The 19,227-nt window shown below is 73.6% G+C and carries 14 protein-coding genes and 3 pseudogenes; 6 read left to right on the top strand and 11 right to left on the bottom strand.

What is annotated here, in order from left to right:
- Window positions 1-32: 32 nt before the first annotated feature.
- Genes ACZ4EF_RS29030 through ACZ4EF_RS29010 form a run of 5 tightly spaced genes read right to left on the bottom strand, consistent with a single transcriptional unit; the run spans window position 33 to window position 4,928 of the window.
- The gene (locus tag ACZ4EF_RS29030) at window positions 33-1,130 is read right to left on the bottom strand and encodes a branched-chain amino acid ABC transporter permease (protein ID WP_391045569.1); all 1,098 of its coding nucleotides are present in this window, start codon (window positions 1,128-1,130) and stop codon (window positions 33-35) included.
- Window positions 1,127-2,014 (bottom strand): branched-chain amino acid ABC transporter permease, encoded by an 888-nt coding sequence (locus tag ACZ4EF_RS29025; protein ID WP_355345971.1) that lies wholly within the window; start codon window positions 2,012-2,014, stop codon window positions 1,127-1,129. Before ACZ4EF_RS29025 ends, ACZ4EF_RS29030 begins: the two co-directional genes overlap by 4 nt.
- A complete protein-coding gene (locus ACZ4EF_RS29020) occupies window positions 2,014-2,865 on the bottom strand; it encodes an ABC transporter ATP-binding protein (RefSeq protein ID WP_467507044.1) in 852 nt (283 codons plus the stop codon). Before ACZ4EF_RS29020 ends, ACZ4EF_RS29025 begins: the two co-directional genes overlap by 1 nt.
- Complete coding sequence (locus tag ACZ4EF_RS29015; protein ID WP_467507042.1) at window positions 2,862-3,614, bottom strand: ABC transporter ATP-binding protein; 753 nt, start codon at window positions 3,612-3,614, stop codon at window positions 2,862-2,864. The genes ACZ4EF_RS29020 and ACZ4EF_RS29015 overlap by 4 nt, the downstream gene beginning before the upstream one ends.
- Before the next feature lie 3 nt (window positions 3,615-3,617).
- The gene (locus tag ACZ4EF_RS29010) at window positions 3,618-4,928 is read right to left on the bottom strand and encodes a substrate-binding domain-containing protein (RefSeq protein ID WP_467507040.1); all 1,311 of its coding nucleotides are present in this window, start codon (window positions 4,926-4,928) and stop codon (window positions 3,618-3,620) included.
- Window positions 4,929-5,176: 248 nt separating this feature from the next.
- On the opposite strand from ACZ4EF_RS29010, the gene ACZ4EF_RS29005 reads away from it, so the two are divergent.
- Both ACZ4EF_RS29005 and ACZ4EF_RS29000 read left to right on the top strand, forming a co-directional pair.
- Window positions 5,177-5,950, top strand: a complete 774-nt coding sequence (locus ACZ4EF_RS29005) for a CoA transferase subunit A (RefSeq protein ID WP_391045555.1) — start codon at window positions 5,177-5,179, stop codon at window positions 5,948-5,950.
- Between the two features lie 2 nt (window positions 5,951-5,952).
- Window positions 5,953-6,585: pseudogene (locus tag ACZ4EF_RS29000) on the top strand (3-oxoacid CoA-transferase subunit B); the annotation flags it as partial.
- Between the two features lie 672 nt (window positions 6,586-7,257).
- Here ACZ4EF_RS29000 and ACZ4EF_RS28995 read toward each other — a convergent pair.
- The 4 genes and pseudogenes from ACZ4EF_RS28995 to ACZ4EF_RS28980 form a co-directional block, all read right to left on the bottom strand.
- Window positions 7,258-7,659, bottom strand: a pseudogene (locus ACZ4EF_RS28995) (alpha/beta fold hydrolase); the annotation flags it as partial.
- Window positions 7,660-7,757: 98 nt separating this feature from the next.
- Window positions 7,758-8,483: an FAD:protein FMN transferase gene (locus tag ACZ4EF_RS28990; RefSeq protein ID WP_467507110.1), complete on the bottom strand. Its 726-nt coding sequence runs from the start codon at window positions 8,481-8,483 to the stop codon at window positions 7,758-7,760.
- Window positions 8,484-8,527: 44 nt separating this feature from the next.
- On the bottom strand, window positions 8,528-9,064 hold the full coding sequence (locus ACZ4EF_RS28985; RefSeq protein WP_467507038.1) for an FMN-binding protein: 537 nt from the start codon (window positions 9,062-9,064) through the stop codon (window positions 8,528-8,530).
- Window positions 9,065-9,143: 79 nt separating this feature from the next.
- Entirely contained in the window at window positions 9,144-10,511 is a 1,368-nt protein-coding gene (locus tag ACZ4EF_RS28980) for a ferredoxin reductase family protein (protein WP_467507036.1), read from the bottom strand.
- A gap of 271 nt (window positions 10,512-10,782) precedes the next feature.
- On the opposite strand from ACZ4EF_RS28980, the gene ACZ4EF_RS28975 reads away from it, so the two are divergent.
- Together ACZ4EF_RS28975 and ACZ4EF_RS28970 are read left to right on the top strand one after the other, a co-directional pair.
- Window positions 10,783-11,526: a response regulator transcription factor gene (locus ACZ4EF_RS28975; RefSeq protein ID WP_355345998.1), complete on the top strand. Its 744-nt coding sequence runs from the start codon at window positions 10,783-10,785 to the stop codon at window positions 11,524-11,526.
- A 74-nt stretch (window positions 11,527-11,600) separates the two neighbouring features.
- Window positions 11,601-13,067, top strand: coding sequence for a sensor histidine kinase (locus tag ACZ4EF_RS28970; RefSeq protein ID WP_467507108.1), 1,467 nt, complete (start codon window positions 11,601-11,603; stop codon window positions 13,065-13,067).
- A 69-nt stretch (window positions 13,068-13,136) separates the two neighbouring features.
- Here the strand turns inward: ACZ4EF_RS28970 and ACZ4EF_RS28965 are convergent, their stop codons facing one another.
- Both ACZ4EF_RS28965 and ACZ4EF_RS28960 read right to left on the bottom strand, forming a co-directional pair.
- On the bottom strand, window positions 13,137-14,870 hold the full coding sequence (locus ACZ4EF_RS28965) for a glycoside hydrolase family 9 protein (protein ID WP_401722512.1): 1,734 nt from the start codon (window positions 14,868-14,870) through the stop codon (window positions 13,137-13,139).
- 118 nt (window positions 14,871-14,988) lie between these two features.
- A complete protein-coding gene (locus tag ACZ4EF_RS28960; protein ID WP_467507034.1) occupies window positions 14,989-16,614 on the bottom strand; it encodes a purple acid phosphatase family protein in 1,626 nt (541 codons plus the stop codon).
- Between the two features lie 291 nt (window positions 16,615-16,905).
- Between ACZ4EF_RS28960 and ACZ4EF_RS28955 the strand changes: the two genes are divergently transcribed.
- Window positions 16,906-18,963 (top strand): phosphocholine-specific phospholipase C, encoded by a 2,058-nt coding sequence (locus tag ACZ4EF_RS28955; protein WP_467507032.1) that lies wholly within the window; start codon window positions 16,906-16,908, stop codon window positions 18,961-18,963.
- A gap of 63 nt (window positions 18,964-19,026) precedes the next feature.
- A pseudogene (locus ACZ4EF_RS28950) lies at window positions 19,027-19,155 on the top strand (cupin domain-containing protein); the annotation flags it as partial.
- Window positions 19,156-19,227 lie beyond the last annotated feature (72 nt).

The following is a 19,227-nucleotide window of genomic DNA, read 5'->3' as shown; positions in this document are numbered from 1 at the left end:
AGGAGCGGCGCCCGGCGGGGACCGCCTCCCGGTCAGCTCCTCTTCCGCGCCGCCGCGCGCAGCCGTTGCGGCAGACGGGCCACGCCGCCGGGCAGCACGTAGACGACCACGACGAACAACGTGCCGAGCAGGAACAGGGGCTGGGAGAGCGGGACCCGCAGGACCGAGGGCAGACCGGCGACCGAGCCGGAGCCCGCGAGGTCGCCGAGCCGGTGGTCGGCCCAGGTGTAGAGGACCCCGCCGATCAGCGGGCCCCAGCGCGAGCCGGAGCCGCCGAGGACGACCATCACCAGCAGCGACAAGGTGAAGTCGGAGGTGGTGGTCTGCGGGGTGGCGCCGCCGGTCAGCAGCAGATGGACGATGCCGCCGACCGCGGCCAGCGCGCCCGCCAGCACGAAGGCCGTCAGTTTGAAGCCGTACGGCCGCAGGCCCAGCACCTCCACCCGGCGCTCGTTCTCCTTGATGCCCTCCCAGACCCGCCCGGTGGGGGAGCGGACCGCCCAGTGCACGACGGCGACGGTCACCACGAGGTAGGCGAGCGCGATCCAGTAGAGATTGACGGTGTGCTCGATGCCGACGAGTGACGCGGGCAGCCTGTCCGCGGGCACCGCCCGGCCCTCCTCGCCGCCGGTCACCCCGCCCGGGTCGCGCTCCACCAGGATCGAACCGGCCTGCGCGAAGGCGAGCGTGACCATCGAGAAGGCGATCCCGCTCACCCGCAGCGACACCGAGCCCAGCAGCGCGGCCAGCGCGATCCCGAAGAGCAGCCCCAGCACGGCGGCGGCGGCGAACGGCAGCCCGGCCTCGATCATGATGACGTCGGTGGCGTACGAGCCCGCGGCGAAGTACAGCGCGTGGCCGAACGAGAGCAGGCCCGTACGGCCGAGCAGCAGGTCGTATCCGGTCGCGAGCGCGCCGAACACCAGGCACAGCGCGAGGAGTTGAAGGCTGCCCGCGCTCCCGATCGGCCCGTCGAGCAGGCCCGGCAGCGGCAGCGAGCTGTACGGGGCAGCGAGCAGCGCGGCCAGGGCGGCGGCGGGCCACCAGCGGGTGACCCGGCGCAGTTGTCCGGCCGGCGCGGGCGCCGCCTGGACGCGCGGCTCCTCGCGGGTGGGGGTGGCGGTGGTCATGCGAGCCTCCCGGTGGCGCCGTGCGGCCGGAGCAGCAGCAGCGCCGCGAGCAGGACGACGACCGCGAGATCGCCGAGCCCCGACGCGGTGTAGTAGTTGGCGAACTGCTGGACGAGGCCCACGCCGACGGCCGCGAGCGCGGCGCCCGACACCGACCCCATGCCGCCCATGACGACCACGACGAAGGCGAAGATCAGCAGCGAGGTGCCCTGGCCCGGGTCGACCGAGCCGTAGTACAGCCCGCCCAGCGCGCCGCCGAGCGCCGCCGCGGCCCCGCCGATCGCGAAGACCAGGGTGAAGGCGCGCCGGACGTCGATGCCGAGCGCGGTGACCATCGCCCGGTCCTCGACCCCGGCCCTGACGACGAGGCCGTGCCGGGTGCGGCCGAGGAACAGCCGCAGCGCCAGCAGGACGAGCACCGCGGCGCCGATCAGCACCAGCCGGTTGACGGGGACGCGCGCGCCGAACAGTCCGAAGGTGCCGGACAGGGCCGCGGGTCCGGGGAAGGTGCGCGCGTCGGCGCCCCAGATCGCCGACAGCAGCGCGGGCACCGCGAGCCCCACCCCGACGGTGGCGAGGACCTGCTCGCGCGGCCGTTCGTACAACGGGCGGATCAGGGCGAGTTCGAGCACCATCGCGGCGACGGTGCCCACAGCGGTGCCGAAGGCGACGGCGAGGACGAAGCCGAATCCGCCGGAGCCCGCGCCCGGCAGATGCCCGGAGGCGGCCCACCAGGTGCCGTACGCGCCGATGGACAGCAGCGCGCCGTGCGCGAAGTTCAGCACGTCCATCAGGCCGAAGATCAGGGAGAGGCCGGAGGCCACCAGGAAGTACAGGGCGCCGAGGCCGAGACCGGTGGCCGTGAGCAGCACGACGGTCGACATCAGGCGCCCGCCTCCCGTGCCGCGGACGGCGGTGGGTACGACCCGGCCGCGGCCTGGACGTGCGTCCCGGCGGCGTCGGTGGCGGATTCCCTGGCGGGATCGGATGACACGGCCTCTGCCTCTCTCACGTGCGCGTCCGCGCCCTTGCGTCCGACGCCCAGCAGCCTGCGGGTCGCCTCGGGATCGGCGAGCAGGTCGGCGGCGGGGCCGCGGTGCGCGGTCCTGCCGTCCGCCAGCACCACGCAGTGCTCGGCGAGCCGCCGTACCATCGCCAGATTCTGCTCGACCAGCAGCACCGGCACCGCCTGCGCGGCCCGCTCCAGCACCCGCGCCACCTCGGTGACGACCTTCGGCGCCAGGCCCTTGGTGGGCTCGTCGGCGATGATCAGCCGGTTGCCGTTGAGCAGGGTGCGGCCGATCGCGACCATCTGCTGCTGCCCGCCGGACAGCGTTCCCGCGCGCTGCGCCGCCCGCTGCCGCAGCTCGGGGAACAGCTCGTGCACCAGCGCGTAGGCGGGCTCGCCCGCGCCGCGCCGCTCGGCCAGCCGCAGATTCTCCGCGACGGTCAGTGCCGCGAAGACCCCGCGGTCCTCCGGCGCGTAGCCGATCCCGCGCCGCACCAGGGCGTGCGTGGCGAGCCGTACCGTCTCCTGACCGGCGAAGCGCACGCTGCCGGTGCGCGGCACCAGGCCCAGCACGCCGCGCACCGTCGTGGTCTTGCCCGCGCCGTTGCGGCCGAGCAGCGCGGTCACCCCGCTCGCGGCGACGTCGAGGTCCACGCCGTGCAGGATGTGACGGCCGCCGATGACGACCTTCAAGTTCCTTACGGCCAAGAGGGGTTCGACGGTCACAGCGCCTCCCCGAGATAGGCCCGCTGCACGGTGGCGTCGGTCGTGACGGCCTGCGGGGTGTCGAGCGCGAGCAGGGTGCCGTGGTGCATCACCGCGAGCCGGTCGGCCAGGCCGAGCAGCACGTCCATGTGGTGCTCGACCATCAGGACCGTGCGGCCCTCGTCGCGGTGCAGCGAGCGGATCAGCGCGGTCAGGGCCGGCACCTCCTCGGCGCTGACCCCGGCCATCGGCTCGTCGAGCAGCATCACGCGCGGCTCGCCGACCAGCAGCACCGCCAGCTCCAGCTTCCGTTTCTCGCCGTGCGACAGCGCGCTCGACAGCGCCTCGGCGCGGTGCCCGAGCCCCGTGCGCTCCAGCACCTGCCCGACCTGCCGCGCGTATCCCGCGGCGCGCCGCCAGATCCGGTACGAGCCGCCGCCCGCCGCCTGGGCGGCCAGCCGCACATGGTCGGCGACCGTCATGCCGGGCCACAGACTGGACGTCTGGAACGTCCGCCCCAGCCCGCGCCGCGCCCTGGCCGGGACGCTCTCTGCGGTGATGTCCGCGCCGTCGAGCCCGATGGACCCCCGACTGGCCGGTACGAGACCGCTGATCAGGTTGAACAGGGACGTCTTTCCCGCGCCGTTGGGACCGATGAAGGCCAGGAACTCGCCCTCGCGCACCTCGAAGGACACCTCGTCCACGATGGTCGCGCCGCCGACCGACCAGCCCACGTCACGCAGCCGGAGTACCGGGGCCGTGCTCGTCACCGGTCAGCCCGCCATCTGCTTCGAGGGCGGGTTCACCGCGTCCTTGGGCAGCCTGCTGATCAGCTCCGGCTTCGCGGCGGCGCCCGTGCCGTTCAGCTTCGCCGTGAACATCGGCTGGAGCAGCGCGTGGTCCACCGCCCTGATCTGCTCGTCGCCCTTGGGGCCTTCGAACGACCAGCCCTCCAGCGCCTTCGCCATCGCGGTCGGGCTGTCCGCGCCGCCCGCCTCCACCGCGTGCACGATCATCTGCGCGGCGGTGAAGCCGTCCGGGCTGAACAGGTCGGGCGTGCCGCCCGCCTTGGTGATGCCGTCGAGCATCGCCGTCTCCACCGCGTTGTGCGCTGCGCCGGGGAAGTAGTGCGCGAGGAAGGAGATCTTGGACCCGGCCGCGCCGAACAGCGGGTACGAGGCGGTGCCCGCCAGTCCCGTCACGACCTTGGTCGAGGTCACCACGCCCTGCTGGTCGAGCGCCGTCCACAGCGCGGGCGCGCCGGCCCCGGCCCAGGCGACGAAGACCAGATCCGGCTTCTTCGACTTGACCTGCTGCGCGAACGGCGTCAGATCGCCCGCGCTCGGCGGCGCCAGCACCGAGTCCACGGTCGCGCCCTGCCCGCCCAGCACCTCCTTCACGGCGGTGACATTCGCCTGCCCGAAGGCGGAGTTCTGGGTCAGCACGGTGATCTTCTTGCCCTTGGAGTCGCCCAGCAGCGACCCGGCGGTGAGGATGTCCTGGTACGACTGCCTGCCGGAGCGGAAGGTGTACGCGTTCACGCCGGTCAACGCGTCGGTGGCGGCGGGTCCCGCGATGTACAGCACCTTGTTCTGGGCAGCCAGCGGGGCCAGTTGGAGCGCCACGCCCGAGTCGGTGGTGCCCGCGATGATGTGCGTGCCCTTGCCGATCAGGGTCTTGGCCGCGGCGACGGCCTTCGCGGGGTCGCCCGCGTCGTCCTGCTCGATCACCTCGATCCGGTGGCCGCCCGCCGTGCCCTTGCCGTGAGTGGCGTACGCCAGACCGGCGTTGAAGCCGTCCAGATACTGCTTGCCGTAGGCGGCCAGCGGCCCGCTGCGCGAGTAGACCAGGCCCACCTTGACCGCCGAGTCGCTCGTGCCGTCGGAGGACTTGGCGCTGCCCGCCGTCCCCGCGGCGCTGCATCCGGCGAGCAGCACACCCGCGGTCAGCACGGCCAGCGCCGGTACGGTCCGCGTACGGAAGGCGCCCGGCCCGTTCGTCGGGCGCGGCCGACGGGACGCGGCCGGCTCGCTCGAACGGCTCGCTCGGCTCGATCTGTTGGTGCTCGATGTGCTGCGACGCATGGCGACCGGCTCCCGGGGAGGTGGATTGTTGCGCAAACCGTAGAAGCGCCCCGCCGAACCGGACATGTGGGCGGCACACGCTCCTTCCCCGCGCGCCATGTCGACAGGGACCATGGCGGCCCCGCCGCGCCGTCGCAAAGGTGACAGGGCGGGCGCCAGGGGCCGGGCCACGCCCGGCACGGCGGCCCGGCGCACCCTCAACTCACGCTCGACACACCCTCGATGACCCCTGCGGGGAAGGCGGACGCATGGACAAGGTGGTGGCCTCGGCCGCCCGCGCGGTGGCGGACATCCCGGACGGCGCGACACTCGCCGTCGGCGGATTCGGCCTGTGCGGCATCCCGTCGGCGCTGATCGCGGCGCTCGCCGCGGCGGGCCCGACGGATCTGCGGGTCGTCTCCAACAACTGCGGAGTGGACGACTGGGGACTCGGCCTGCTGCTCGGACTCGGCCGGATCTCGCGGGCGACCTCCTCGTACGTCGGCGAGAACAAGGAGTTCGCCCGGCGCTATCTGACGGGCGAGCTGGAGGTGGAACTCACCCCGCAGGGCACCCTCGCGGAACGGCTGCGCGCGGGCGGCTGCGGCATCCCGGCCTTCTACACCCCGGCGGGCGCCGGCACCCAGGTCGAGGAGGGCGGCCTGCCCTGGCGGTACGCGGCGGACGGCACGGTCGCGGTCGCCTCGCCGCCCAAGGAGGTACGGGACTTCGGCGGCGTACGCCATCTGCTGGAGGAGGCCATCACCGCCGACTTCGCGCTGGTCCGGGCGGCCGTCGCCGACCGGCACGGCAACTGCGCCTTCCACGCCGCCGCCCGCAACTTCAACCCGCTGTGCGCGATGGCCGGCCGGATCACCCTGGTGGAGGCCGAACGCATCGTGGAACCGGGCGAGTTGCCGCCGGACGCCGTCCATCTGCCCGGTGTGTACGTCGACCGCGTCGTGGCCGCCGATCCGACCGACAAACGCGTCGAGCGACGCACCGTCCGTACCGCCCACGCCACCTCCGACCGGGAGAACTGACCGTGCCACTCGACCGCGACCGACTCGCCGCCCGCGCCGCCCGCGAACTGCGTGACGGCCAGTACGTGAACCTCGGCATCGGCCTGCCCACGCTCGTCCCCGCCCACCTGCCCGCCGGGACCCATGTGGTGCTGCACTCGGAGAACGGCGTCCTGGGCGTCGGCCCCTACCCGTACGACGGCGACGAGCACCCCGACCTGATCAACGCGGGCAAGGAGACGGTCACCGTGGCACCCGGCGCCGCGTACTTCGACTCCGCCGCCTCCTTCGGCATGGTGCGCTCCGGCCGGATCGACGTGTCGGTGCTCGGCGCCATGCAGGTCTCCGCCCGCGGTGACCTGGCGAACTGGATGATCCCCGGCAAGATGGTCAAGGGCATGGGCGGGGCCATGGACCTTGTGCACGGCGCCCGCCGGATCGTGGTGGTCATGGAACACACCGCCAAGGACGGCTCCCCGAAGATCGTCGGGGAACTGACCCTGCCCGCCACCGGCCGCCGCGTCGTGCACCGCGTGATCACCGACCTCGCGGTCCTCGACGTCACCCCCGAAGGACTGCGGCTGGCCGAACTGGCCCCCGGCGTCGGCGTGGAGGAGGTACGGGCGGCGACCGGGGCGGACCTGCTGGTGCCGGACGCGGTGGGGGGGGGGGGGGGGGGGGGGGGGTGGGGGGGGGGGGGGGGGGGGGGGGGGAGGGGGGGGAGAGGGGGGGCGGGGGGAGGGGCCGGGGAGGTAGTGGGGGGGGTGGAGGGGGGGAGAGGGGACCAACCCCCCCCAGCGGGGCGGGCACTTGCCGGGGGGGCCCCCCCCCCCCCCCCCCGCTGCCGCCGTGCGCCGTACCGCGTCCGTCAGGTGCCCGGCCACCAAGCGGGCGCCGGGCTCGCCGAGCAGCACCGAGTAGTGGTTGACGCCCGGGACGAAGTGCAGGGCGATCCCCTCCGCCACCAGGCCGCTCGCCGCGATCACTTCGGGCGCGTACAGCCCGGTCGGCTCGTCCGACAGCCCCCGCTCGGCCCACAACAACCGGGTGGGGACGGTGATTTCGTGGATCGCGGCGAAGACGTCCGGGTTGCGCAGCTCGTCCGCCGCGTCCTCGCGGATCGCGTCCGCCCGGCAGGCCGACCTCAAGTGCGGTGCCTCGCCGGTGAGATCGCGGTCGAGATACGCGGCGAGCAGCGGCCCGCCGAGCGTGCTGAACGCCGGGTGCTCCGCCCAGAAGGCGTGGTAAGCGGCGCGGTCGGCGAACTCCATCTCCAGCTTGCGCATCGCGGGTCCGACCACGGCGTGCAGCACCGCGTCGATGTCCACGCCCGCGGGTACGGGGAAGCCCAAGCCGCCGTCGACCAGAACCAGTTCGCAATAGCGCCCCGGATCGCGGCGCGCGGCGACGCACGCCGCGTAGCCGCCCATGGAGTGCCCGGCCAGCACCGCCCGTTCGACGCCGAAGCGGTCGAGCACCGCGAGCATGTCGTCGGCGTGCCGGGCCATCGAACAGGCGCCCGCCACCTCCCGGCTGAGCCCGCGCCCGCGCAGGTCGGGCGCCAGGATCTCGACCCCGTCGAGCGCTTCGGCGACCTGCGCCCAGGCCAGGCCGTTGCTGGCGATCCCGTGCAGCGCCAGCACCACAGGGCCGCCCGCCGGGCCCGGCCAGCGCCGTACCGCCAGCCGTCCGCCCGGCACCTCGACGCCGACATCCTCGAATTCCCGCATGCGCGCTCCCGCGATCCGCTCGCGCCGTCCCGTACGGCCCGAGCAGGATAGGGGCCGATCCGGCGGCCGGGCATGGGCGCGGCCCACACAGCGGGGGTTCAGGGTGTGTGGGCGGCGGTGGTCACGCCGTAACCGGCGGTCTGCCATGTGGCGCCGTCCGCCGCGACCGCGAAGCCCTCGGTGTCGGGGAGGGATTCGAGCCAGCGGCGGGCGCGGGCGGGGCCCATCGCGTAGCCGGCGGTGGCGCGGGCGTCCGCGTCGGTCAGGCCGCGGCAGACCACGGTGAGGGAGGCGAGCGCGGGGGCGGGCGGCTGATGGGTGAAGGGGTCCATGATGTGGCAGCCGCGCTCGGCGGGACCCGAGGTGGCGACGGCCAGTTCGCCGTCCGTGTGCACCACGCGGACCAGCGCGCCCGGCCGCAGCGGGTCGGCGACACCGATCCGCCAGGGGCCGCCGTACACCTGTACGTCGCCCCCGCCGTTGAGGCACACCGCGTCGGCGCCCGCGGAGGCCAGCATGGCGACGGCCCGCTCCACCGCCCACCCCTTCACCAGCCCGGTCGGGTCGAAGCCGCCCGCGTACCCGGTACTGAACCAGCCGTGACTGAGCCGTCCGGCCGTCTCGCACAGCGCCAGCACCTCCCGCACGTCGGGGGAGCAGGCCGGCAGCGTGAGCGTGCCGGCGGCGAGCCGGCTGATCTGGCTGTCGGGGCGGTAGGTGGAGAAGACCTCGTCGACATGGTGCAGCCAGGCCGCCGCCGCGTGCAGCGCCGCCGCCACACGGTCGCCGCCGCCCCGCACGTCGAAGGAGAAGACCGTGCCCATCGTGTGTTCCACCCGGCGCGGCCGGGCCCGCGTGTCGGACACGGTCAGACCCCCGCCTTGTCCAACGCGCTCTGGAGCGACCGCACATACCCCTCGCTGGTGTACGTCGCCCCGGACACGGTGTCGATCTTCGCGCTCTGCGCGGCCAGCGTCTCCTGGGTGAGCTGCGGGATCGCGAAACCGGAGATCTCACCGTCCCTGGGGTTGTCGTTCGGCAACTGGACGGCCTTCACCGCGGTGATCCTGCCGCCGGTGAGGGTGAGCCGGAGCTGGACGGGACCGTAGCGGGTCTGCGCGGTGTCGCCGTCGACCGTCCTGGTGCCCGAAGTCCCCTTCGAGGACGAGCCGTTGGACGAGCCATTGGAGGAATCGCTGGACGGGCCGTTGGACGGGCCGTTGGAGGAGCCGGACGTCCCCGACGTCGCGGACGGCGCCGGTGCGGGGGCCGCGGAGCCCGCGGCCACGTCACCCGCGCCCGCCGTCGTGTGCGGCTTGAGGGTCAGCAGCAGCACCACACCGGCGACGGTGGCCAGGGTGCTCAACAGGACGCGCCGCAAAGGGCGCGCGGGAAAGGCGCTCATGGACGGCTCTCACCTCGGTTCACCATCTGGCTCACGGCACGGCTCACGGCATGGTTCACGACATGGCTCACGGCACGGCTCACAGTTCGAAGGACTCGTGATGGATGTGGCGGGCCGGGACACCCGCCGCGCGCAGCGCCTCGTACGACGCCCGCGCCATTCCGGGCGGCCCGCACAGGAACACGTCGTGCCGCGCGATGTCCGGCAGCGTGGCGCGCAGGGTGTCCGCGCTGAGGACGGGCCGCCGGCCGTCGGGCGCGTTGACCGCGAAGTGCAGACGGGCGCCGCGCACGGCGGCGATCCGCTCCAGTTCGCCGCGCAGCGCCAGATCGGCCTCGGTGCGCGCCCGGTAGACCAGCGTCAGGTCGCCGGGCCCCGCGGGCAGCGACTCGAACAGCGCCCGCAACGGGGTCACCCCGACCCCGCCCGCGAGCAGCAGCACCTTCTGCCGGGTCCTGCGCTCCGCGGTCAGCGCGCCGTACGGTCCCTCGGCCCAGATCCGGGTGCCGGGCCGCAGTCCGGCCAGCGCCGTACTGTGCTCGCCCACCGCCTTCACGGTGATCCGCAGCAGGTCGGGACGCGGCGCGGCGGACAGCGAGTACGGGCTGGCCGTCCACCACAGGCCGGGCGTCAGGAACCGCCAGCGCAGGAACTGCCCCGGCCGCGCCGCCAGTTCGGGCAGCCGCCGGCCGCGTATGAGCACCGACACCACCCCCGGCGCCTCCCATACCACCGACGCCACCCGCAGCCGGTGCCGCAGATTCAGCCGCTGCGGCACCAGCACCCGGTACCAGAGCGCCGCCGCCGCGACACCGAGGTACAGCGCGTACCAGAGCCCGCGCGCGACCGTGCCGCCCGCGAAGTCCGCGCCGAGCGCGAGCTGGTGCCAGAAGGCCAGGAAGATCGCCAGATACGTCAGCAGGTGCAGGTAGTACCAGGTCTCGTAGCGGACCTTGCGGCGTACCGCGCGTACCGACACCGCGCCGACGACCAGCAGGAGCAGACCGCCGATCGTGCCCTTGAGCATGTCCGGATAGGTGAACACCACCGTCCATGTCTCGCCGAGCACCGAGGCGTGCGCCTGCGCCGCGTAACCCCACAGGATCAGCGTGATGTGCGCGATCAGCAGGCAGACGGTGTAACGCCCGGCCATCGCGTGCCAGCGCGCCACCCGGTCGCTGCCCACCCCCTGCTCCAGTGCGGGAATCCGGGCCATCAGGCCGACCAGCAGCGCGCAGCAGTAGCCGGTCAGCAGCCCGGCGATCCGGCCCGCGCCGATCAGCCAGCCCGCGGGGCCGACGACCGACGACGTGTCCTGCCACCACAGCGCGATCACCGCCGCCGCGCCCGCCCAGCCCAGGGCCAGCACCACGACGGCCGGTGACCGCCTGCCGGGATACGTCACCGCGTGCCGCGCGGTGGTGCGGGGGCTGTGGGTGCCGCTCATGTCGTGCCGCTCACGGTGGTTCCCTTCCTGGTCGTACGCTTGCCACTGTGCGGGCGGAACCTCTGAGCCAGCTCTGAATCGGCGCCCCGGCCGCGGACTCACAGGTGATCCAGAGGCTCACGGCGGCCCGCGGGACCCGTGGTGACGGCGCCGCGCGGGCGGCTCGCTCACCGATCGGCGACAGGACTCCCACGACCCACAGGACTCACAGGGAACGCAGAGGCGCCCGCCCTCGCCGCGCGACCGCCCGCCGGGCGATGCTGGAAGGACCATGGACATCACAGACAGCGCGGCACCGCACCCCCTCGCCCACCCGGACGGCTCTCCGGTCCGGGTCCTCGTCGTGGACGACGAACCCGACCTCGCCGAAGTGCTGTCCGGTGTCCTCGCCTACGAGGGCTGGCAGGTGCGCACCGCCGGTGACGTCGCCTCCGCGGTCGCCGAGGCGCGGGCCTTCCGTCCCGACGCGGTCGTGCTCGACGTGATGCTTCCCGACGGCGACGGCCTGTCCGTACTGCGCCGGCTCCGCGCGAGCCAGCCCGAGGTGTGCGTGCTGTTCCTCACCGCGCGCGACTCCGTCGAGGACCGCATCGCGGGCATCACGGCGGGCGGCGACGACTACGTCACCAAGCCGTTCAGCCTGGAGGAACTGCTGGCCAGGCTGCGCGGACTGCTGCGCCGGGCGGGCATGACCAGGGCGCGCGGCGACGCGGCCGTCCTCACCGTCGGCGATCTCGTCATGGACGAGGACGCGCGGGAGGTGACGCGCGGCGGGGCGGTCGTCGAGCTGTCCCCGACCGAGTTCGAGCTGCTGCGGTATCTGATGCGCAATCCGCGCCGGGTACTGAGCAAGGCGCAGATCCTCGACCGCGTATGGTCGTACGACTTCGGCGGCCAGGCGCATGTGGTCGAGCTGTACATCAGCTACCTGCGCCGCAAGATCGACAGCGGGCGCGAGCCGATGATCCACACGGTGCGCGGCGCGGGCTACCTGCTGAAGGCGCCGCCGTGGTGAGGCGGCCGTCGCCGCGCACCGGCCGTCGCTCCACGCCGCTCGCTTTCGCGTCGCGGGTCCTCGTACCGCGCACGCTGCGCGCCCGGCTCACCTGCGGCCTCGTGGTGCTGCTCGCGCTGAGCTGCGCCGCCGTGGGCATCGCGGCGGTCGTCGCACTGCGGTCCTTCCTCGGCGAACGGCTCGACCAGCAGCTCTCGGAGGCCGGCGGCGCGTTCCCCGCCAGCCTGGAACACGCGCACGGCGCGGGAGAGCCGGACGCGGACAACGTCCATGTGGACACCCGCCGCCAGGCGCGCGGCACCTTCGGGGCGCGGCTGCTCAAAGGCCGGGTCACGGCCGCCGCCGTGGTCCGCGCGGGCACGGACACCACGGTACGGCTGACCCCCGACGACCGGACCGCGCTCGCGGCGGTCCCCGTCGACGGCCACTGCCACCGGGTCGATCTGTCCTCGCTCGGCGACTACCAGGTCAAAGCGGTGGCGGGCGACGACGGGGACGTCCTGATCACCGGGCTGCCCCGGCAGGGCATCGAGGACGCCGAGACGCGGCTGATCGCGGTGGAGGCGGCCGTCTTCGGCGGCGCGCTGGTCGTGGCGGGGGCCGCGGGCGCCTTCTGGGTGCGCTGGTCGCTGCGACCGCTGCGCCGGGTGGCCGCGACCGCCGCCTCGGTGAGCGCGCTGCCGCTGGACAGCGGAGAGGTGGCGTTGCCCGACCGGGTGCCCGACACCGACCCAGGGACCGAGGTCGGGCAGGTCGGCGCGGCCTTCAACCGCATGCTCGGACATGTCGAGGGCGCGCTGACCACCCGGCACGCCAGCGAGGAACGGCTGCGGCGCTTCGCCGCCGACGCCAGCCACGAACTGCGCACCCCGGTCGCCGCGATCCGCGGCCACGCGGAGCTGGCGCAGCGGCACCCCGGCCCGGTGCCGCCCGGTGTGACGCGGGCACTGGACCGGATCGCGGCGGAGTCCGCGCGGATGGGCGGCATGGTCGACGACCTGCTGCTGCTCGCCCGGCTCGACGCGGGCCGCCCGCTGGCCCGTGAGCCGGTCGACCTGACGCGCCTCGTCCTCGACGCGGTCGACGACGCCAGGGCCGCGGGCCCCGGCCACCGCTGGCTGCTGGACCTGCCCGCCGAACCGGTCACCGTCACCGGCGACGCCGCCCGGCTCCAGCAGATCACCGGGAATCTGCTGACCAACGCCCGTGTGCACACCCGCGAGGGGACCCGCGTCACGGTACGGCTGCGCCACGACGGCGGCGCGACCGTCCTCACCGTCGCGGACAACGGCGGCGGTGTCCCGCCCGCCATCCAGCGCACCGTCTTCGAACGCTTCGCCCGCGCCGACCACCACCGCGCCGACGACCGGCGCGCCGACCCCGCTGCCGGCCACGGCGCCGGTCTGGGCCTGGCCATCGTCACGGCGGTCGCCGCGGCCCACGGCGGCACGGTCACCCTCACCAGCGAGCCGGGCGACACCTCTTTCACGGTGACGCTCCCGGACGCGCCGCCCGAGCGGCCGGGAGCGTCGGCGGTCTGACGCGGGGTTCCGGGAGGCTTCCCGCGAGGCCGCCGCGCCGGTCCGGACACCGCCGCCCCGGCCGTTTCCTCAGCGGGCCGACGCCACCGCCAGCAGGAACCAGCCGGTGTGCGGGATCCACTGCTCGGCCCAGCGCCAGACCTCGTCCTCGGGGGCGTCGGCGGGAAGGAAGGCGATGTCGTCCTCGTCGGTCCAGCCGGAGGTGATGCCGTTGACGATGCCGCCGGGGATGTTGGGGAAGTCCGACTCGTAGTCGACATTGTGACGGCCGCGGCCGTGCAGCATCGAGACGTCGAAGGGGTTGCGGCCGGTGATCCAGGCGAGCTGGTCGTCGGCGAAGCCGAGCAGCAGGTCGCGGTCGGCCTCCGCCGTGCCGGGCAGGTCGGCGCAGGTGTTCGCGGCGGCGGCCAGCGAGGCGATGGTGGCGTTCTCGCCCTGCCACCAGTAGCCGGTCTCGTTGTCGTGCGGGAAGAAGAAGGCGTCGCGCGGTGTGCCCCCCGCGGGCTGCACGCGCTGCCGGGGATAGCCGAAGGGATTCGGCACCGAACGGGTCCTGGCCACGGTGTCGAGCACGGCCTCCAGGGCGAGCGCGCTCGCGGCCCCGGCCTCGGGCGCGTCCGGCAGCACGGCGGCGAAGCGGGCGAGGGCGAGCGCGGGCAGCCCGGCCTCGGCGGCGTGGAAGAACGGCCGCCCCTCGGCGTCCGCTCCGAACCAGCCGGGGCCGTGCGCGGGCCGTACGTACCGCGCCAGCAGCGACCGTACGCGCAGCCGGGCCGCGTCCCGCGCCGCGGCCGGGACCGTACCGCCGCCCGCCGCGACCAGCTCGCAGGCGGCCAGCAGCGCCGTGTAGTCGTCGAGGACCGTCTCGGCCCCGCCGACGACGTATTCGGTGTTGTGCGCCTCGAGGTGCGTGAAGCCCTCGACGGCCGCCGCCAGGTACTCGGGTCCGGTGAAGTCGCCGTGGTCGTCCAGGGTCGAGGCGCGGGCGAGGGCCGCGATGGCCAGGCCGCCGCCGTGCCGGTACGCGGCCTGGTAGCGGTCGGTGCGCACGCACTCCGGGAGCGGCGCCGTCACGACGCGTTCTTCGAGCCGCTTGGTGAGCGCGTCGAAGATTCCGGTGTAGAAGTAGCCCTCGGGGGAGCGGAAGCGGACCAGGAAGTCGGCGCCCCACAGCGCCTCGTCGCGCAGCCGCGCGCTCAACGAGCGGACCAGCAGCGGGTGTCGCTCGGCGACCGCGTCCCGCGCGGCCATCATGGCCCACGCGCACAGCGGGATCTGCTGCGGACTCATGGTGCGGGTGTACGTGAGGTGGCTGAGGAATTTGCTGGTGTCGCCGCTCGCGTCGAGCCAGCCGCCGCGCGCGTCGACCTCCCGGCCGCTGTCGTCGCCCCACAGCGCGGCGCGCCGGTCCTTGCGGTCGATCTCGCCGCTGGAGCGCATCGCCTTGAAGTACGCCAGCACGTCGGACATCGTCTGCCGCTGGAGCCGGTCGGCGGCCACCTCGAAGTCGTCCGAGACACAGGTACGGCCGCGGCCGTCGACCAGGCGGACCGCGTACCGGCCGGGCGCGAGGCCGGTGGGCAGCGGCACCCGGGCGAAGGGACCGCCGTGCCAGCCGGGCACGGACTCCAGCGGGCCGGGTTCCAGCTCGTGCAGCGAGCCGCCGTCGGCGCCGAGCAACTGCACGCGCCGCGGGGCCCTTCCGTCGGGCAGGACCGCCACGACCGCGGGTGCGCCGCCGAGTCCGTAACCGAGGTGCGCTACGCGTACCGCCGAGGTCTCCAAGCCGGTTTCGATGGGCACCTGCGGGCACCGTCCCTTCTCTCGTGCCCGCAAAGGTATGCAGTGGACTGCTATTGGTCAACAGTGATCGTGGGGGCGGCCGGGCACGCGCCCGGCCGCCCGGGAACAGCGCGCGACCTCAGTGCCGGCCGCCGTCCGACCGCTTGCGGTGCAGCGTGAACGTCTCGAAGACCGACAGCTCGCCGTTCGGCTTGTTCACGTTGTAGTACGTGACGTGCATCCGCGTGGTGTCGCCCGCGTGACGGCCCGGATCGACGGTGAACGCCGCGAAGCCGTAGGGGTGGTCGACATCGCGCACGCCCGCCCAGACCGCCTGCTCCCGCACGTACGTGGCCGTCCGCTTGCCGTTGGAGCCGGGCGTCGAGGAGACCGCGGTGATGACCTTGCCGGTGCCGTCCTTGAAGAACGACTGGTTGGTCGTGCCCGAGACCCCGCCGCCGCCGAGCACCATGTGCACGGTGCCGAGACCGGTGTCGATGTCGTCGGTGGCGTGCGACACCGGGTTCGGCGTCAGCGTCTCGCTGCCGCCGACCACACCGCGAACGGCCAGCGACCGCTCGTAGTTGTGCTCGTGGCCGCAGACCACCAGGTCGACGCCGTAGCGGTCGAACAGCGGCCCGTACTTCTCGCGCAGGCCCAGGTCGGCGCCGTTGGCGTCCGTCGAGCTGACCATCACCTGGTGCATGGCGACGACCACCCAGTCGATGTCGCGGTCGGCCCGCGCCGTCCGCAACTCCTTCTCCAGGAAGGCGAGTTGACGGCCGCCGGAGTAGCCGTTGATGTAGACGTCGCCGCCGTCCTGAAGGCAGTTGTCGTCGTTCTGGAGCACGATCACCCGCACCGAGCCGGCGGTGAACGCGTACCAGAGGTTGGCCAGTTCGCGGTCGCTCTCGGTCGACGGGAGCTGGAAGTACGTCTGGTACGCGCCGAGGCCGAGCGGGCCGTTCGCGGACTCGATCTCGTGGTTGCCCGCGGCGGGCATCCACGGCCGGAAGCGCGCCGAACGGCTGTTGTTGGTGAAGAAGTTGTTCCAGGTGCGGACCCGGTCGACGTCCAGATTCGCGTAGCACAGGTCGCCGTTGAGCAGGTGGAACAGCGGCGCGACCTGCTCGATGCCGGTGACGATGTCCTTGGTGGCGGGCGTGGAGTTGGCGTCGAGGCCCACCGCGCCGGTGCTGGTCCAGGTGACCTGCGGCGCCGACTGGTCGCCGAAGCTGGTGAAGGTCAGCGGCTGACGGCCGCGCGGCGCGGTCCTGAAAGTGCCGCTGTCCGGCGCGGCGCCGTCGTGCGACACCAGGTACAGGTACTCGGTGCCGGGCGAGAGCCGGTCGATCGCGGCGTGGTGCACGTACACGACCCGGCCGGACTTGCCGTCGCTGTAGGAGCGGGTCCGCGCCGAGGCGACCGACCCCAGACCGTGGCCGATCGTGCCGTACCGCACCCGCGGCCGCTTGACCGGGCCGTCGGTCAGCCAGGACACCACCATCTGGCTGCCGGGGTCCCTGCCGAAGGTGAGGTGCAGCCCCTGCACCGGGGACGCGCCGCTCGCGTCGGGCGTGGGGTGGAAAGCGGGGGCGGCGCTCGCGGGTGTGCCGGACGGGGACGGCGCGGCGGCGGACGCGGGGCCCGCGGTCAGCAGCGGCGCCGCGACCGCGCCGACACCCGCGGTGCCGAGCAGGCCGACGGCCGTACGGCGGCTGAGGCGGTCTCCTGACGGACCCGGTGTCTCCATCTGTGCGACCATCGTTGCTCCTTGGTGCGGTGCGGGGTCTCGCGACACGAACCTCCGAAGGCTCCCGCCCGTCGGCGACGGCCAGTTGAACGCCGCCTGTCGCACACGCGGCGGAATCCTGTGACCCGCCGGGCGCGGCGAGAACCCGCCCCCCGTCGGGCGAACGGCCGTGTGCGCCGGGCCTGTTCGTGACGCGTACCGCCCGCTGTCACGCGCCGGACACCGGCAGGTCGCCTGTGGTCGCTGCTGTGGGAGGACCCTGCACTGCGCGCATCCCCCTACCGCGAAGAGGTCCTCGGATCCATGTCTGAACTCAACCGGCGGCGGTTCCTCCAGATAGCCGGTGCCACCGCGGGCTTCACCGCCCTGTCCAGCAGCATCGCCCGCGCCGCCGCGATCCCGGCCAGCCGCAGGACCGGCACCCTCAAGGACATCGACCACATCGTCGTCCTGATGCAGGAGAACCGGTCCTTCGACCACTACTTCGGCGCGATGAAGGGGGTCCGCGGCTTCGGCGACCCGCGCCCGGTGTCCCTGCCCAACGGCAAGTCGGTGTTCCACCAGCCGGACGGCGACAAGGAGGTGCTGCCCTTCCACCCGGACGTGGACGACCTCGGCCTCCAGTTCATCGAGGGCCTCAACCACGAGTGGATCGGCAGCCACGCGGCCGTCAACGACGGCAAGTACGACCAGTGGATCCCCGCCAAGGGCACCGGCACGATGGCGCACCTGACGCGCGGCGACATCCCGTTCCACTACGCGCTCGCCGACGCCTTCACCGTCTGCGACGCGTACCACTGCTCGTTCACCGGCGGCACCGACCCCAACCGCTACTACATGTGGTCGGGATACACGGGCAACGACGGCAGGGGCAACGGCCCGGTGCTCGACAACTCCGAGGCGGGGTACGACTGGACGACGTACCCGGAGCGGCTGGAGAAGGCGAAGATCTCCTGGAAGGTCTACCAGGACATCGGCGACGGTTTGGACGGGGACCACTCCTGGGGCTGGATCCCGGACGCCTACCGCGGCAACTACGGAGACAACTCCCTGCTCTACTTCGACAATTACCGCAACGGCAAGCCCGGCGACGCGCTCTACGAGAAGGCCCGCACCGGAACCGACGCCAAGGCGGGCGACGGCTTCTTCGACGTGCTCAAGGCCGACGTCACGGCGGGCAGGCTGCCGCAGATCTCCTGGATCGCCGCGCCCGAGGCGTTCTCGGAGCACCCCAACTGGCCCGCGAACTACGGCGCCTGGTACATCTCGCAGGTCCTGGACGCGCTCACCTCCAACCCCGAGGTGTGGAGCAGGACCGCGCTGTTCATCACCTACGACGAGAACGACGGGTACTTCGACCACGTCGTCCCGCCCTTCGCCCCGCTCACCGCGGACGGCGGCGCCTCCACCGTCAGCACGCGGGGTGAGATCTTCCCGGGCAACGGCACCTACGCGGCCGGCGCGTACGGGCTCGGCCAGCGCGTCCCGATGCTGGTGGTCTCGCCCTGGAGCACCGGCGGCTACGTCTGCTCCGAGGTCTTCGACCACACCTCGATCATCCGCTTCATGGAGCGCCGCTTCGGCGTGCACGAGCCCAACATCTCGCCCTGGCGGCGAACCGTCTGCGGCGATCTGACCTCCGCCTTCGACTTCAAGCTCACGCGGGACCGGCCCCCGCACCTGCCCGGCACCGACGGCTACCGGCCGCCGGACGGCGACCGGCACGACAGCTACGTCCCGGTGCCGCCCGCCCGCCAGGCCGTGCCCACGCAGGAGCGCGGCGCCCGGCCGACCCGCCCGCTGCCGTACGCGCCGCTGGTCGACGCGGCCGTCACGCCGTCCACCGGCCTGGTCACCCTCACCTTCGGCGGCGGTGTCGCCGCAGGCGTCTGCTTCCACGTCACCGCCGCGGACCGCGCCGACGGCCCGTGGACGTACACCACCGAGGCGGGCAAGAAGCTCTCCGGCGCCTGGGAGACGGCCGCGACCGGCGGCGGCTACGACCTCACCGTGCACGGTCCCAACGGCTTCCTGCGCGCCTTCCGCGGCGCGGTCGCCACATCCGGCGCGGAGGTGACGGCCCGTCACGACGCCGCGAGCGAACGGGTGGAGCTGACCATGAGCAACTCCGGCCGCCGCGACGTCCGGCTCACGGTCACCAACTCCTACGACGGCCGCCACCACACGTACGTGGTCCGCGCCGGGCGCCGCGAGACGCACTCGGTCGACGTCCGCGCGGGCAAGCGCTGGTACGACCTCACGGTGGTCGCCGACCACGACGCCGCGTTCCTGCGGCGCTTCGCGGGCCACGTCGAGACGGGCCGCCCCGGCGTGAGCGACCCGGCGATCAGGACGCACTGACGGCGACCTGGGCAGCGGACCTGGGCAGCGGTTCCGACGGCCGTCCCCGAGGACACCGACGAGCTGTTCCTGGTCGTCGGCGGCCGTCTCACCATCCAGCTCCGCGACGGCGACGGCGACGTCGTCCTCGGCCCGGGTGAGCTGTACGTCGTCCCCGAGGGCGTCGAGCACTGCCCCCGCGCCGACGAGGAGACCGCCATCCTCCTGCTGGAGCCCGCGGGCATGCTGGAGCCCGCGGGCACCCTCAACACCGGCAGCGGGGGC

It is taken from the genome of Streptomyces sp. NPDC025721 (assembly GCF_055558595.1).
This window is presented reverse-complemented; position numbering and strand designations above follow the sequence as displayed.

Coding starts and splice junctions, on each gene's coding strand:
- ACZ4EF_RS29010 (WP_467507040.1), bottom strand. CDS start 4,928: ATGCGTCGCAGCACATCGAGCACCAACAGATCGAGCCGAGCGAGCCGT.
- ACZ4EF_RS29025 (WP_355345971.1), bottom strand. CDS start 2,014: ATGTCGACCGTCGTGCTGCTCACGGCCACCGGTCTCGGCCTCGGCGCC.
- ACZ4EF_RS28985 (WP_467507038.1), bottom strand. CDS start 9,064: ATGAGCGCCTTTCCCGCGCGCCCTTTGCGGCGCGTCCTGTTGAGCACC.
- ACZ4EF_RS29030 (WP_391045569.1), bottom strand. CDS start 1,130: ATGACCACCGCCACCCCCACCCGCGAGGAGCCGCGCGTCCAGGCGGCG.
- ACZ4EF_RS29005 (WP_391045555.1), top strand. CDS start 5,177: ATGGACAAGGTGGTGGCCTCGGCCGCCCGCGCGGTGGCGGACATCCCG.
- ACZ4EF_RS28960 (WP_467507034.1), bottom strand. CDS start 16,614: ATGGTCGCACAGATGGAGACACCGGGTCCGTCAGGAGACCGCCTCAGC.
- ACZ4EF_RS28990 (WP_467507110.1), bottom strand. CDS start 8,483: ATGGGCACGGTCTTCTCCTTCGACGTGCGGGGCGGCGGCGACCGTGTG.
- ACZ4EF_RS28975 (WP_355345998.1), top strand. CDS start 10,783: ATGGACATCACAGACAGCGCGGCACCGCACCCCCTCGCCCACCCGGAC.
- ACZ4EF_RS28980 (WP_467507036.1), bottom strand. CDS start 10,511: ATGAGCGGCACCCACAGCCCCCGCACCACCGCGCGGCACGCGGTGACG.
- ACZ4EF_RS28955 (WP_467507032.1), top strand. CDS start 16,906: ATGTCTGAACTCAACCGGCGGCGGTTCCTCCAGATAGCCGGTGCCACC.